15 protein-coding genes are annotated in these 15520 nt (G+C 45.2%); 9 read left to right on the top strand and 6 right to left on the bottom strand.

Translation table 11 applies throughout. From position 1 onward, the window contains the following. Positions 1-13: 13 nt before the first annotated feature. The 5 genes from F0231_RS02370 to F0231_RS02390 form a co-directional block, all read right to left on the bottom strand. The gene (locus F0231_RS02370; protein WP_171758112.1) at positions 14-748 is read right to left on the bottom strand and encodes a PIG-L deacetylase family protein; all 735 of its coding nucleotides are present in this window, start codon (positions 746-748) and stop codon (positions 14-16) included. Positions 749-812: 64 nt separating this feature from the next. Continuing rightward, positions 813-1817, bottom strand: coding sequence for an aldo/keto reductase (locus tag F0231_RS02375; protein ID WP_171758113.1), 1005 nt, complete (start codon positions 1815-1817; stop codon positions 813-815). Positions 1818-1828: 11 nt separating this feature from the next. Next, positions 1829-2782 carry a Gfo/Idh/MocA family oxidoreductase gene (locus F0231_RS02380; RefSeq protein ID WP_171758114.1) on the bottom strand — a complete coding sequence of 318 codons (954 nt, stop codon included), beginning with the start codon at positions 2780-2782 and terminating at the stop codon, positions 1829-1831. A gap of 30 nt (positions 2783-2812) precedes the next feature. After that, on the bottom strand, positions 2813-3736 hold the full coding sequence (locus F0231_RS02385) for a DUF1932 domain-containing protein (RefSeq protein WP_253825709.1): 924 nt from the start codon (positions 3734-3736) through the stop codon (positions 2813-2815). A 118-nt stretch (positions 3737-3854) separates the two neighbouring features. Then, a complete protein-coding gene (locus F0231_RS02390; RefSeq protein ID WP_171758115.1) occupies positions 3855-5072 on the bottom strand; it encodes a LysR family transcriptional regulator in 1218 nt (405 codons plus the stop codon). Positions 5073-5496: 424 nt separating this feature from the next. Between F0231_RS02390 and F0231_RS02395 the strand changes: the two genes are divergently transcribed. The 8 genes from F0231_RS02395 to F0231_RS02430 all read left to right on the top strand — a co-directional run bounded on the left by F0231_RS02395 (position 5497) and on the right by F0231_RS02430 (position 14102). Next, positions 5497-6501, top strand: coding sequence for a DctP family TRAP transporter solute-binding subunit (locus tag F0231_RS02395; RefSeq protein ID WP_171758116.1), 1005 nt, complete (start codon positions 5497-5499; stop codon positions 6499-6501). A gap of 61 nt (positions 6502-6562) precedes the next feature. Then, entirely contained in the window at positions 6563-7063 is a 501-nt protein-coding gene (locus tag F0231_RS02400; protein ID WP_171758117.1) for a TRAP transporter small permease, read from the top strand. Between the two features lie 9 nt (positions 7064-7072). Next, entirely contained in the window at positions 7073-8338 is a 1266-nt protein-coding gene (locus F0231_RS02405; protein WP_171758118.1) for a TRAP transporter large permease, read from the top strand. Between the two features lie 9 nt (positions 8339-8347). After that, on the top strand, positions 8348-9277 hold the full coding sequence (locus F0231_RS02410) for an AEC family transporter (protein ID WP_171758119.1): 930 nt from the start codon (positions 8348-8350) through the stop codon (positions 9275-9277). Positions 9278-9320: 43 nt separating this feature from the next. Further along, positions 9321-10391 (top strand): Gfo/Idh/MocA family protein, encoded by a 1071-nt coding sequence (locus F0231_RS02415; protein WP_171758120.1) that lies wholly within the window; start codon positions 9321-9323, stop codon positions 10389-10391. A gap of 11 nt (positions 10392-10402) precedes the next feature. Next, positions 10403-12226: a bifunctional sugar phosphate isomerase/epimerase/4-hydroxyphenylpyruvate dioxygenase family protein gene (locus F0231_RS02420; protein ID WP_171758121.1), complete on the top strand. Its 1824-nt coding sequence runs from the start codon at positions 10403-10405 to the stop codon at positions 12224-12226. A 176-nt stretch (positions 12227-12402) separates the two neighbouring features. Next, entirely contained in the window at positions 12403-13005 is a 603-nt protein-coding gene (gene trmY / locus F0231_RS02425; RefSeq protein WP_171758122.1) for a tRNA (pseudouridine(54)-N(1))-methyltransferase TrmY, read from the top strand. 95 nt (positions 13006-13100) lie between these two features. Continuing rightward, the gene (locus F0231_RS02430) at positions 13101-14102 is read left to right on the top strand and encodes a metal-dependent hydrolase (RefSeq protein WP_171758123.1); all 1002 of its coding nucleotides are present in this window, start codon (positions 13101-13103) and stop codon (positions 14100-14102) included. Here the strand turns inward: F0231_RS02430 and F0231_RS02435 are convergent, their stop codons facing one another. Then, entirely contained in the window at positions 14103-14672 is a 570-nt protein-coding gene (locus F0231_RS02435; protein ID WP_171758124.1) for a TetR/AcrR family transcriptional regulator, read from the bottom strand. It lies immediately after the preceding gene. 134 nt (positions 14673-14806) lie between these two features. On the opposite strand from F0231_RS02435, the gene F0231_RS02440 reads away from it, so the two are divergent. Continuing rightward, positions 14807-15355 (top strand): dihydrofolate reductase family protein, encoded by a 549-nt coding sequence (locus F0231_RS02440; protein WP_171758125.1) that lies wholly within the window; start codon positions 14807-14809, stop codon positions 15353-15355. Positions 15356-15520 lie beyond the last annotated feature (165 nt).

A 15520-nucleotide genomic window follows, 5' to 3' on the forward strand; every position in this document is an offset into this window, starting at 1 on the left:
GATATGAGAGGCTTTACAACGAATCAACACACTGTGGGAAGATAGCTTGGAAGCCTTCAGCGTGTTGACAGCTTCTGCCGCCCGCTTGACCGCCTGAGTTGCGTCTAAAGTGGTTGCCACGGTTTTCCGCTAGGTTCTCGTAGAAAGTCCACAGGTGCTCTTGACCTTGCATACACTCAATTGCCGCCTTCTTGCTTTCCCATACTTCAGAGATGTCTAGGAAAGTATTTGGTTTCCATTCCATCTGCTCACTTTGGTGCGGTTCGAATAGGTAAACCTGAGGGGCGCCTAGTACTTTCTCACCAGGATTATGACCCCAAGCTTGTGCGATCATGCGGCACTGTAGAGTTATCTCAGTTGCGTACATATGGTCTGTGTTGTACGGGTCCCATTTAGAATGGGTCATGATGAACTCTGGCTGCACTTCACGAATTAGGTCAACGATTTGGTATTTACCTTCTTTGTCGATCTCTAGCGGGTAATCACCGAAGTCAAAGAAACGAATGTCATTCACTCCAAGTGCCGCGGCTGCAGCTGTCGCTTCTTCATGACGGATGCGTTTTACATCTTCAAGCGTCATGCCTTCTTGCTTCCAAAGCTTTGCTGACTCACCACGTTCACCGTATGAAAGACAAGCGATAGTCACTTCGTAACCGAGTTTTTGGTGAAGTGCGATGGCACCGCCACAACGCCATACAAAATCTGCTGAGTGGGCACTGATTACTAAAGCTGTTTTCTTTGTTGTCATGTTATTAATCCTTTACTTACTTTGCGCTCTTTTCTGTGAGCTTGTTTTTATGTTTGGTTTGCAGTTAAAACTCTTCAGTATCGATTTCTGCTTGTGTTGGCGCGTTGTAGCGGCCACCAATGAAAGATGATTGCGGTACAGTTCGGTCGATCAGCTCCAACAACGGCTTAGAGATGGAGTAGTGTTGTGCATTCCAGTTATCTTCTAAGTGTTGCAAACTGGTTGTCCCCGGCAAAGCGATAGAGTGGGGCGCTTTGGCAAGTGTCCAAGCCAGTGCGAACTGAGCTAGAGTGGGTGATGGCAGAGTGGTATTCTCTTCAGCAAAAATTGGTAGTAGAGAAGCAAACTTATTGACTGCCGTTACGTTTGACTCGAAGTTCTCATTGCTAAACCTTGGCATCGCATTTCGAATATCACCATCGACAAATTGATTGCTTTGCAACTCACCACTGAGAATTCCGCGTCCAACTGGGCTGAATGAAACAAAGGTGCTACCCAGTTCGCTACACTTATCAACCACAGCAATTTCAGCGTTGCGTGACCAGAGCGAATACTCCGATTGAACCGCTGCAATAGGGTGAACCTGATGTGCTTTCTCTAGGGTTTTCGCCGATACTTCAGACAAACCAATGTGCTTGATTTTGCCTTCTTCGACTAGCCTAGAAAGCTCGCCGACACTCTCTTCAATTGGAACCGTTTTATCCCAGCGATGCAGATAGTAGAGATCGATGACATCGGTGTTTAAACGCTGCAGTGCGTCTTCACAAGTTTGGCGAATTGTCTCTGGACGACCGTCGATAGCGCGCTTACCGTCAGGGCCTTTGAACATGCCACATTTACTAGCAAGGAAGAATTCATCACGGCGATGACCGACTGCTTTTGCCAACAATTTTTCGTTGTTGCCAAAGCCATAAAGCGCAGCGGTGTCTAGCATGTTATAGCCAAGATCTAACGCTTTATTGAGCAGTTTGATGCTGTGTTCTTCGCTTGGTGGTGTGCCATAAGCGTGAGAGATATTCATACAACCCAGTGCGATTGGTGCAAGTGAGTGCTCACCTATTCTAATCATCGCCGACTTCCTTACTCTTGCTCTAATAGCTGTTCAAGTTCGTGCAGTGTTTCCATTGCAGGCAGGCAGCTCGCTACACTTGAATTCGGTTCACGACCTGTGCGAATCGCATCGAAGAACTCACGATCAATAAGCTCGATACCGTTGTTAGAAACCGCAACACCTTCAAGTGAAATCGGAGTCTCTTTGCCATCGAATAGGTCGTCGTAGCGTGCGATGTAAGTGCCTTCGTCACAGATGTAGCGGAAGAAAGTGCCAAATGGACCATCGTTATTGAAAGAAAGTGATAGCGTACAAAGCGCGCCAGATGGCGTTTTCATACCAATGCTCATATCCATTGCGATATTGAGCTCTGGGTGAATAGGGCCTTGCAGTGCCTGAATCTTCGATGCCTTCTCGCCAGTCTGGTATTGGAAAAGATCGACAGTGTGGCAAGCGTGGTGCCATAGAAGGTGATCGGTCCAAGTACGTGGTTCACCTTTTGCGTTGGTGTTAGTGCGACGGAAGAAGTAGGTCTGAACATCCATTTGCTGAATGTTGAGTTCGCCTGCTGCAATCTTGTTATGAATCCACTGGTGACTTGGGTTAAAGCGACGTGTGTGACCAGCCATCGCGACAACGCCAGTTCTCTTTTGAGTCTCAACTACTTTGTAGCTATCCTCAATGTTGTCCGCCATTGGAATTTCCACTAGAACGTGCTTGCCTGCTTCCATACATGCGATTGCTTGCTCTGCGTGCATTTGGGTCGGTGTTGCTAAGATGACGGCATCAATATTGTCCGACTTAAGTGCCTCATCCAGAGAGTCATAGCCCTGTGCGGTCTGGTTGTAATCTGTGATCAGTTGGTCTAGCTTGTCTGCTTCAGGGGCAACCATCGCCGTCACTGTCACATCTTCAATGCTGCGCAGCGCTTCTAAATGCTTTTGGCCAAATGCGCCAGTTGCGCCTACTACACACACTTTCATAATCATTCCTTTTGTATTCAAGCGATAAAGTTATTGGGTATTTTCTAATTGCGTTGCAGTATTGTCTAAGTTTGCTACTTGCAGTTTTTCTATAATTTCGTCTGATAGTTGAGATAGAGGTTGTTCTATGTACTCAATCGATAGTTCCCCGAGTGATTGATGCCAATTCATCGCTCCCGTTACCATAGAGTGGTTCATTTCTAGCTCACCTAATGTCGCTGCCACCTCTTTTAACTCAGCATGGCGTCTCTCACCGTGATTAAGCATTCGCTCCATGTGGTAGCGACTTAGGTCATCAAGCGCCAGCCCAGGATAGGTACTACTTAGTGACTTGAGCACATGTTCTTCCACACCGGATTTTCGCGCAGCGAGCAGACATTCTGTGGTGAGTGCTTCAAGACCTTTGACCATCACTGAGCGCAGCATTTTGATGCTTGAAGCGTCACCCACTTGCTCAGAGATGACTTCGACATCAAATCCAACTTGAGAGAGGTAATCTGAGACTTTGTCTGCCCGTTCACCGGAGATATTCAATGGAATTCTCGGCTTGGCTGCGAGCACTGGAGCCATAATCGCAACATCTATGTATTCTGCGCCTTGAGCTTTCACTTGCTGTGCTAATCGTTGCTTTGTTTTTGGCGAACATGAGTTGCAGTCGAGGATGATTTGCTTCTCGCTGAGTGAGGGAATCAACGCTTGAAGCGCGGGTTCCGCTTGATCAGCGGTGACCAGTGAAAATATTACTTGCGCACCATCTATCGCTTCTTCTGCTTTAAATGTTCCTTGCACGCCATGTTCGATATATTCGAGAAGTTTTTTCTCTCTTGTAAATACACTATTTGTTTTTAAATCAAACGCATTGATTATTTCAGGTGCTTTATTATCCCAAGATGAAATAAATGTTTTTGCGGCTTCACCAAAACCAATGAATGCGATCCTACTGATCCTCATCATAACCATCCTTTGTAATCATTTGTTGTCTTTGGTTATGGTGAAAACATTAACATCTCGGTTTTAATGCGAATAATCAAATTAAGTGTAAGGGTATTCAATTTTGAAAAAAGTTGGATAATTACAGCGACATTTTTACACCATTGGTTCGCAATAATTGTAGAAAGTGGGTTTGTACCGATGTGGCAAACCAGTTCTTACGCACGGTTAAACCAATAGGTCTAGATTGTTCTTCTCCTTCGAAGGAAAGAGCGACCAAGTGGCCTTCATCCAGATCGCGTCTGATTTGATGTTGAGAAAGAAGGGTTAATCGATCACTGCCAATAAGCAGCTCTTTCACTAGCATTTGTGAGCTTGCTTCAATCAGCCGATTAGGGACATTGAGCTCTTCTTTAGTGAACATATCTTCGAACATCTTTCTAGCAGGCGTCGCACTGGATGAGACGACCCAACTCGACTCCTGTAAATCTTGAATACTGACTTTTTCTTTCTTGGCAAGCGGGTGCCCTGCTCGCGATAAGATGGTGTTCTTAGATTCAAACAGTGTCTCTTGACGTATGTCTGTACTGGGTACAGGAAAACGAAGTGCGCCAATCAGAATGTCTATTTCTCCGTATTTGAGGTGATTGAGTAGATCTTTGTATGGGCCATCAATAACGTGAATTTGGCAATCGGGGTAAGCCTCGGAAAACTCGTTTATCGTGCTTGGTAGTAAACAGGTTCGAGCCAGCGGTAGGCAGCCTACAGTAATCGCAGAGCTGTGTCTGTTGCTCAGTAGGTTAACTTCGTCAAGTCCTTGTTTTATTTCAACAAAAGCCAGTTTGCTTGCTTTGTCTAGTGCTGCGCCCGCTTTAGAAAGAGCGATGCCGGTACTGGTTTTTTCAAACAGAGTGAAGCCTAAAATATCTTCGAGATCTTTTGATGCACGATAGACAGAGGACTGCGAAACCTCGAGCAGTCGACTTGCTTCCGTGAAGCTCTTTCCGTTCGCGACAGCCACCAGTGCTTTTAACTGTGTGGTGGTAATGTTGAATAGGTAACGTTGCACACTGTTCTTGCGCTGCTTGGTGGCAATCTTAAGCGCGTTGGAGATGCCCTGGCTGATGTTTTCTAAGGCACGATCGATACGAAAAGCGAAAGCCTTTCCCTGTTTCGTCGGTGTCATTCCATCACTCGTACGCTCAAAAAGCTCACTGTTCATGTTCTTTTCAAGTTTAGAAATGGCTTGAGTTATGGCGGGCTGAGAAAGAAAAACCGTGTCTGATGCCTTACTAATACTCCCAGTGTGTACGACTTCAGAGATGGCCCGTAAATGACGTAAGTTTGGGATATTAAACATTCGGATTCCTTACCACTACAAGGTTGATACGGTATGAGATATGAAATAAATCACACTTTTAATATTTAGAGTGAAAACTCTAATTATGATATGGCTCGAAACTCTTAATTACCCTATCAATGGACTTATTAGTAGCCGAATTCGAGCATTCGATGAAGTGTTGAACGATATATTGTTTCGAAAGTGTGACTTAATTCTCCAAAATTAACCGAATGGTAAAATGGCATTTTTGACCAATTATTGATGATGATTATGATTTATTTTTATCATTAAGTTATTGATTTTGGTTATTTATATTTTGTCTTTAATTTCACTTTGTAAGCAAGGGTTATCTATTTTTTGAATAATGCTTTCAGTAAGTGAATTTTGTTTTGTTAAATCTAAGTGTTAGTTTTATCGGCAATGAAACAGGAGGTTCCATATAATGAAAACTATAAAAACACTATCACTTGCCGTATCACTTGCATTTGCTGCTAACGCATCCGCTGCCGACATTGATATTACAATCGGTCATGTCGATTCACAGGATTGGACGATCTCTAAAAAGGGCGCTGCGACTCAAGTCTTTAAGAATATCGTTGAAGCGGAATCTGGTGGTCGTATTGCCGTTAACATCTACCCATCAGGTCAGTTAGGAGGCGAAACAGAGTTGCTTCAGTCAGCTCAAGAGGGAATGCTGACGATGACAATGGTATCAGGTGCTTACTCTAAGCTTTGTAAAGAAGCGAACGTGCTTGAAATTCCGTACCTTTTCCCTTCAGCGCCAGTGGCCTGGGAAGTACTCGATGGTGAGTTCGGTCAACAGCTGAATGAGCAGTGTTTAAAGCAGACAGGTTTACGTAACCTTGCATACGGTGAAACCGGTTTCCGTCACTTCACCAACTCTAAGCGTGAAATCAAATCTCCTGATGACCTAAAAGGTCTGAAAATTCGCGTAATGACAACGCCTCTTTATGTTGAGTTGCTGAAATCGCTAGGTGCAGAGCCAACACCTATCGCTTTCCCTGAGGTACCTGCAGCTCTAACAACCGGTGTTATTGATGGCCAAGAGAACCCAGTCAGTGTAATCAGTGCAAATAAATTCTACGAGCTGCAAGACTACATCACACTGGATGGCCATGTTTATGGCACCGATTTCCTATTAATGAATGATGATTTCTACCAAGGTCTTTCTGATGCTGACCGCGCAATCATCGATCGTGCTGCCCATGTTGCAGGTACGGTTGGCCGCGCTGTGCAACAAGTTAACTCAGCTGAAGGTCTTGAGACTTTGGGTAAAAAAGGCATGAAGATTACTTCTTTGACGGCAGAGCAGCAGAAGCAATTCCGCGACAAGACTCAGCCTGCAGTGATCAAGTGGCTAGAAGGCACAGTTGATTCAAAATGGATCGATGGCGCACTTCAAGCGGTTGAAGCTGCATCTAAGTAATACTGATATCCGCAGCATCGAACGCTCGGTGTTGCGGCTTTTCCCAAGGAGATAGGGAATCATGATGGAACAATATAAAAAATTATTAGCATTCTGTGCAGGCTCGTCTCTGTTTGTATTGTTTGCAGTTATGCTGATCACAACCATCTCGCGCTATTTCTTCAATACCTCAATCCTATGGGGCGAAGAGCTGTGTAAGTACTCAATGATCTACGGTGTGATGTTTGGTACATCACTTTGTTACCTTGAAGGGCTGCACATTAAATTTGCTGTACTTGATTCAGTAAAGTCTGCGATTTTCCAAAAAGTGTTAGCGATTGTGGTTGATATCGCCGTCCTTGTTTCAGCAGGGATAATGACTTACTCCGGTTACCTATTTGTCATGAAACGTGGTGCTATCGAGTCACCGGGTATTGGTTTAAGCATGTCTTACTTCCAATCAGCCCTTGTTATTGGCGGGATCTGCTTAATTGTCGCGTCGCTACTTCGTTTAGCTCAGTATGTACAAATGGCTCGTCGTCAAACTGCGCCAGTCTCTTCTCTCACTCAAGGCGATGTATAAGGATCTACTATGCCATCAATAGCTTTAATGGGCGGTATGCTCGTTTTTGGTGTTCCGCTAGTGTTTGCCATTATTCTGGCAATGTCGTTCTACGTATCGAGCACACCAATTTCAATTAGCCTTGTTGCACAACGAATTTTTAGCGGCTTAGATTCATACTCTATTCTTGCTGTACCACTGTTTGTTTTGGCCGGGGAGCTGATGAACAAGAGTGGTATTACTAACCGAATTATTGATTTTGCCAATGCGCTGGTTGGCCACTTCCGTGGTGGTTTAGCTCAAGTAAATATCTGGTCTTCAGTTATGTTTGCTGGTATTTCAGGCTCCGCGGTAGCCGATACTTCAGCACTAGGGCGAGTATTTATCCCTCAAATGGAGAAAGAGGGCTATAGCAAAGAGTTTTCATCGGCATTGACTGCGGCTTCTTCCGTGATTGGCCCGATGATTCCACCAAGCATTCCAGTGATCATCTACGCACTTATTGCCAGTGGTGTTTCTGTTCCTGCGCTGTTCTTAGCGGGCATTGTCCCTGGTGTGTTGTCGGCGATTGCACTGTCAGTCTTTGTATTCTTTTACGCAACCAAACATAAGATCCTTAATACAGGTGTTCGCACTAGCCGCCGCAAGGCTTTAGTGAAAGCGTTTGTGCCACTGACTATGCCAATCTTTATCCTAGGTTCAATCCTAATGGGGATTGTAACGCCGACCGAAGCCGCTGCTTTTGCTGCCTTCTATGCACTTACCGTCGGCATGTTCATGTACAAATCGATCAAAGTGAGCGACTTACCTGAAGTGTTTATGCGTTCAATGCGCGACTCTTCTATCGTATTGATTCTGATTGCTGTTGTTTCTGTAGCAAACTGGCTACTGACGTTCTCGCGTGTCCCTCAATACATCAGCCAGCAGGTTCTGAGCACTATCTCTGATCCGATTATGTTCCTAATCATGGTGAACCTAATCCTATTGGCGGTGGGGCTGTTCCTTGAAGGCATTGCGGCCATGCTGATTCTTATCCCAATCTTCCACCCGATTGCGATGAGCTTTGGTATCGACCCTGTTCACTTTGGCATTGTGGTTATCTTTAACCTAATGATTGGCTTGATTACACCACCGATGGGGATCTGTCTGTTTGTATCCAACACGATCTCTAAGGTCGGCATTGCTGCAATATCTAAGCAGGTGATTCCGCTATTCCTACTTGAAGTCTTGGTGCTGTTCTTCATTACGTTCGTACCGCAAAGCGTCCTCTTCTTGCCGAACCTATTCGGTTACTAGAGCCACACAATGTTTGTATTAGAAGTTTTGCTGCCACTGATTTTTATCGTGGCAGTAGGGTTCCTCTCGACCAAAAAAGGCTTTTTTAGCCAACAATTCGTCGCAGAGGTGAGCAAGTTTGTGCTGTATGTCTCGCTACCTGCGGTGATCATCAGCAGTTTAAGCAGTATCGAACTAGGTCAGGTTATTCACGTTAACTTTATGTTGGTATATGCGCTTGCCGGATTGTCGGCGATGACCTTTGCAATATTAGTGAGTAAATGCTTACTCAAATCGACATGGACAGAGAGCTTTATCAATGGCCTTGGAAGTGGGATGCCAAACAGCGCATTTGTTGGCTTTCCAGTCGTGCTTTCTCTTTATAACGGCCAATACATTGAAGCCTTTTTGATGTGTGTGTTGGTGGAGAACCTGGTGTTTATTCCATTGAGTTTGATCTCTTTGGAGTTTGCTCAAGGTAAGTCTTCAAGCCTGAGTGCTCAGCTAAAGATTGTCGCGGCTCGTATTAGTCGCAACCCGATTATTTTAGCGATCAGCTTGGCCTTAGTCGTGAATATCACGGGTATTCGCTTGCCAGAATTTGTGACTGAAGGGGTATCCATTTTTGCGAAAACATCGGTGGCGTTAGCGCTGTTTGCGATCGGTGGGGCTCTGGGACAATCACTCAAATTTGAGCAGTTCAGGCGAATCGCTTTCGTCTCTTCAATGAAGTTGGTGTTCTTTCCGTTGGTGGTCGTTGCACTGCTGATGACGTTACCTGTAGAGGGAGACTTAAAGTACGTCTTATTGATATTTGCTGCGTCGCCGATGTTGTCAATCTATCCAATTTTAGGTGGGCTTTATCAACATCAACGCTTCTGCTTAAACACCCTAATTATCACGACGGTGGCCTCTGGACTCTCGCTTTCCGTCGTTATTGCAATCACAACATCGTCATAAAAAGAACCGCCTTTAGAGCGTGAATAAAAAATAAGGTCATAACATGGAACAAGTTAAAATTGCTGTTGCTGGCGCTGGTCTGATCGGAAAAACACACATCAAGCTAGTAAAAGAAAACGCACAATGTCAGTTGTCGGCAATCGTCGACCCTTCGCCTGCTGCCGAAGAGATTGCACTAGAGTATGGGGTGAAAGTTTACTCTAGCTTGCAAGAGCTATTTGAAGTCGATAAACCTGATGGGGTGATCTTGGCGACACCAAACCGTTTACATGCTATTCAGGCTCACGAGTGTATCAATGCGGGTGTGCCTGCGATTGTTGAAAAACCAGTCACGGATTCGATTGAAGACGCGATTGAGCTGCTCAAACACGCTAATCGTGAAAAGGCGAAAATGCTGGTAGGCCACCACCGCGCCTACAGCCCACTGCTCGAAACCGCAAAATCCATCATTGATAGTGGCGAGCTGGGTAAAACGGTGTCGATCATGGGCAGCGCGATGTTCTACAAACCTGATTATTACTACAACGAAGGTGAGTGGCGCAAAGTTAAAGGCGGTGGTCCGATTCTTATTAATATGATTCACGAGATTGGTAACTTGCGTCATTTGGTTGGTGACATCGTGGGGGTTCAGGCGCTTAACTCCAATGCCACACGCGAGTTCGAAGTGGAAGATACCACAGCAATCTCGCTGCGATTTGCCAACGGCACACTTGGTTCATTTATGCTGTCAGATGCTTCTGCAAGCCCACGTAGTTGGGAGCAAACTTCTCAAGAGAATAAGACCTACGCAACCTACGAAACCGAAGATTGCTACCACGTGGCGGGTACTAACGGTTCATTGTCGATCCCAACGATGCAAATCAAATCGTTTAAAGAGGGTGTGACACCTTCTTGGTGGAATGCGATGGAGGAACGTCAAGAGGCGGTCACTCGCGAAGATCCATTGAAACGTCAACTTGAACATTTCTGCGCATTGATTCGCGGTGAAGAGGAAACACCAAAAGTGAGCATCTATGACGGTCTGCAAAACTTGCTGGTCATTGATGCCATCATCAAAGCAACAGAAACAGAGCAATACGTTGCTGTTCAAGACGTCACCGCGTTGGTTAACTAGGGAGTTTTCGGATGAAGTATTCAATCGCAACCGTCTGTCTGTCTGGCACGCTTGAACAGAAAATGCATGCTGCAGCAAAAGCTGGTTTTCATGCTATCGAAATTTTTGAAAATGATTTAACTCAGTACCGAGGATCAGCAGCGGATGTAAAACGCATTGCTGACAGCATGGGGCTTGAGATTTTAGTTCTACAACCTTTCCGAGATATGGAAGGGATGCCAAATGGCTTGCGCGAAAAGAAATATAAAATGATGGAGCGCAAGATGGATTTGGCACACCAATTGGGCACAAAACGCCTGATGATGTGCAGTAACGTTAACCCGCTCTCTACCAACAACCTCGACCGCTGCGCCGAAGATCTCCACGCGCTTGCCGAATTGGCTAAACGTGAAGATATGCAGCTTGGCTATGAAGCGCTCGCATGGGGCCGCCATATTGCTGACTATGATGACGCTTGGAATCTCGTCAAAATGGTCGACCATCCGAACCTTGGCGTGGTGCTTGATACCTTCCACATGTTTGCGCGTGGCAATACGTTAGACACACTGCGTGAAGATATTCCAGTGGACAAAATTGCGCTTGTTCAAGTGGCTGACGCACCAAAAATGCAGATGGATATTTTGCAGTATAGCCGTCACTACCGTTGCTTCCCTGGTCAGGGTGATTTCCCGGTGATTGATTTCGTTAAGACTCTGAAAGACAAAGGCTACGATGATTATCTATCACATGAAGTCTTTAATGATGAGTTCCGTTCGTCTTCTCCGAGAGAGAAAGCGGTCGATGGTGTTCGTTCACTAAAATGGTTGGAAGACCAAACCAATAACCTATTTGAAGTACCTAGCGTGTCCGATTTGAGCTTCATCGAATTTGCGGTTAAAGAGCGTGAAGACAATCCGTTTTCTGATGTGATCGAGTCACTGGGCTTTAGCAAGACTCATAGTCATAAAAGTAAGAACGTTGACCTTTACCAACTCGGTGACATCAACTTTGTCTTTAACTATGAAAAAAACAGCAATGCGAAAACCTACCTTGATGGGCATGGTGAGTCGGTCTGTGCATTGGGTGTGTTAACAAAAGATTCTGACCGCTTAGTTGAATTAGCAAAACGCTACAACAGTCCAGCGATTTTCCAAGCGCGCCAAGAAAATGAGCTTGATATTCCAACCTTGAAAAGCTCAAGTAATTTGATGATTCACCTTTTGGATGAGAACCAAGCGGATAAGTTTTACGATGTGGACTTTAAGCCTGTGGAGCAAACTCCAGCTTTGGATGGCAACTTAATTCGTATTGACCACATTGGTCAGGTGGTGTCGCCAGAGACTTTGCTTTCTAACATGTTCTTCTACAAATCGATCTTTGGTTTTGTACCTGAAGAGAGCTTTGATCTGCCTGATATCAACGGTTTGATCACCAGTCGCACGATCAAAAGCCCGAACGAGAACATTAAGATCGCGCTTAACAGCACCAGTGCTAAACGTACTTCTGCTCAGCGATTCTTAAATGACTCAAACGGTGCGAGCATCAACCAGATTGCGATTGAGTGTCGTGATATCTTCAAAGCGGCGGCGAACCTATCGCCTATTTATCAGCTGAAGATCCCGAACAACTACTATCTCGATATTCAGGCGCAGTTCGATTTAGAAGATGAGTCAATTGAGCAGCTTAAGCAAAACAACATTCTTTACACTGAAGATGATACGGGCGCGTTTTTCCACTTCTATACCAAGGAAGTCAATGGCCTGTTCTTTGAAGTGGTACAGCGAGTGGGCGAGTATAAGAAATACGGTGAAACCAATGCCTTTATTCGCTTAGCTTCACAATCTTATCGAGATTAATCTGCTTCTCAGCCTTTTCCTAAGGCGATTGAGCGAGCATAAGTCCTTGATGGCTTCATAAGATTTACTCGGTGTGATAAAACTGAGTAAATCTAAGCCAGCAAATCGCAACAACAAATAGACAGGGCGCGGAACATCGTTATTATAGCGGGTAATTTTCTTGCTAATGGTTACTTATGAATAAAGCCTTTGTTGTCCGTGCTCGCGCTGCTTCCACAGACCCTAAAACTTTCGTGGCGGGAGTGGGTGCCGACGCTCACTCTGAAATTCTTGCTCATGTGCTGATGAATGCGATCTTCACTGCTCAATCTCACCGAGATGATGTGACGGTCTATTTGGTCATTGAAAGCACGTCTGACTTTTCACGCACGCTCTGTTTTGAATCCTCTCACCTGCGCAATATTGGCGGTTTCCATGAATCGGCGTTGATTGCTCTAATTGCAAAAGGTCTTGAGCATTCAGTCGGCATGAAGAAAGAAGAGAGCCGTCAGGTTAGCGAAGGGTTAAGTGTTGAAACCATCAGCTTTGAAAAGTTGGTTCAGCGTTTGGCAGAAGACTACACGCTTTACATGCTGGACAAAAAAGGCACAGATATCAATGAAGAACCGTTTGTCGGTAATCCATGCTTTATCTTAACTGACCACATCCCAATGCCGAAAAAGAGTTGGAATAGCCTTAAGCGTTTAGGCACGCAAAAGATAAGCCTTGGCCCTCAAATGCTATTCGCTTCTCAATGTATTGTGTTGATCCATAATGAGTTTGACCGACGCGGGTTTTAGTTCTCGTCGCCTCTTTCCTTTATTGAAAAGTAAACCACTCACTTCTAATCTCAAAAGAGCGAGAATTTCTCCGATTTGATTAGAGCGAGTGGTGAATGGATCCAATAACACAGGGATTGCTTGGGGCTGCAGTGCCGCAATCGGTGGGGAAAAAGCCTCACATGATTGTGGCTGGTGGGTTGGGGCTTTTGGCCGCAATGACTCCTGACTTAGATGTATTGATTCGCTCCTCAACTGACCCGCTGCTGTTATTACAATTCCACCGACAATTCACCCACTCCTTACTCTTTATTCCATTTGGCAGTTTACTCTGTGCTCTAATGTTGCATCCACTTTTCGGCAAACGTTGCGGACTGCCATTTAAGCAGAGCTGGCTATATTGCGCGCTTGGCTTTGGTACACATGGACTGCTTGATGCTTGCACCAGTTATGGCACGCAACTTCTCTGGCCGCTGAGCGACAACCGCTATGCATGGAACTCTATCTCGGTTGTCGACCCTGCTTTTACCATTCCTATCTTAGTCTTGCTTCTATTTGCAACCATAAAGCGTAAGCCTTGGCTATCTCGTGTCGCATTGGTTTGGGCTCTCGCTTATCTTGTATTAGGCTCAGTTCAACGAGACAGAGCTTTGCAAGCGGGTTGGCAGTTAGCAGAAGAAAGGCAGCATGAGCCGATTAGGCTGTTCGCTAAACCCACGTTCGCCAACGTGTTGCTTTGGAAGGTGGTGTATGAGACTGAACAGAGCTTCTACATCGATGCCGTAAGAGCTGGAAGCGCAATAATGGTCTATCCTGGCGAGTCGATTGCCAAGTTAGATGTGAGTCGTGATTTTCCTTGGCTCGACCTCGATTCGCAGCAAGCTCAAGATATTGAACGTTTTCGCCACTTCTCGAGCGACTTTTTAGCTCAAGGTTTGGAAGACAAGCAGCGAATCATGGATGTGCGTTACTCTATGATCCCCAATCAAATTGACCCTCTGTGGAGCATTCGACTTAGCCCATCGGCGAGTGAAACATCACACGTTGAGTACCATACACACAGAGATAATTCGCCACAATCTAGGCAGCAGTTTTTTGATATGTTACTTGGGCGCTAATCATCTATTAGCTTTACTCTTCAGGGCCAGGCAATACAGTTCGAGTGGCCCTTCAATCATATCGAGATTGAGTGTTTCGCGGTCACTATTGCAACTGAGTGCCAGCGCGTACCCATGCAGATAGTCGGCCAACAGGCTGACACCATTAAAGGTATCTTCTTCATTTAAATTCAAAGTAGAGACGACATGTTTAAATTTATCGTTAAAAACCGCGGCAGGGCTATGAACATCCATCTTCAACATGGTGTCTAGCAAGCCTGGGTATTCACAGTGTAAATTCAGATAGCTAATGCACAGCTTACGCAGCTCTAGTCTCCAATCTTCACTCGTGACCGGCTGGTAGATATCTTCCACAAGCGAAGTAGTGATCGCTTCGAGCAGTCTGTTTTTGTTCTCGAAGTAGTAGTAGATCGCCATGGCGTCCACATTCAGGTTAGTCGCGAGTTTACGAATACTCGGGATCTTTCCCTCTGCTTTCATTATTGATTTTGCCATGTCTAAAATAGTGATAGCGCTCAGTTGGTTACCTGATCCTTTTGGTCGCCCTCGCTTTTTCTGATTGACAGACATTCAATCTCCTCGCTAAACTTCAATTAATTCTACAGTGTAGAATATTTTAATTCACAACGGATTCAATGCCAAGTAATGGATGAAATAAGGCGCTAACTTTAGGTCTCTAGGCCACCAAAAAAGAGAGTAAAACGATGAAGTGTTCAGTGCATATTGCGACGAGTTTAGACGGATACATTGCGACAAAAGATAACGGGCTTGATTGGCTACACAGCGCAGGAAAACCAGAAGTAGAGGTTGATGCTGGTTGGCAGAGCTACGTTGAAAGTGTGGATTGTATGATCATGGGTCGCTCTACCATGCAGGTGATCTCTCAGATGAACCTTACCCCTGAGCAGTGGCCTTATGGTGATCTAAGAATCATTGTCTTGAGCAATACGCTGACGACTGCCCCAGACAATATGCAGGGCAAAATCGAACTTTACTCTGGAGATATTCACGCACTGGTAGCGAAGCTGGAAAGCGAAGGCCATAAATATGCCTATATTGATGGTGGGGCGACGGTTCAAACGTTTATCAACTTAGAGCTTCTGAATGAAATCACCATCTCTTACGCACCTGTTCTACTTGGCGACGGCATTCCTCTATTCGCGAATCTGAATAAATCGGTGAAGCTTGCCAATGCTAAGGCGACTGCATTTGCGAATGATTTTACCCAGATGAGCTATGACGTTGTCTACTAAGGATTAAGTTCCTTCGTTGCTGCGGAATAATGCGCAACCTTGAGTGGCGAAAAGTGGTAGAGTTAAATCAATCGCCTTTCCCCAAAATTGATCCTTGGTTTTCGCAAACGCTCTCTATTTGCGCTTAACTTGAAAGGGGAAAAGGCCCGGACGAACAACAAGCAA

Origin of the sequence: Vibrio sp. RE86, from assembly GCF_013114545.1 — a bacterium.
GTDB lineage: Bacteria > Pseudomonadota > Gammaproteobacteria > Enterobacterales > Vibrionaceae > Vibrio.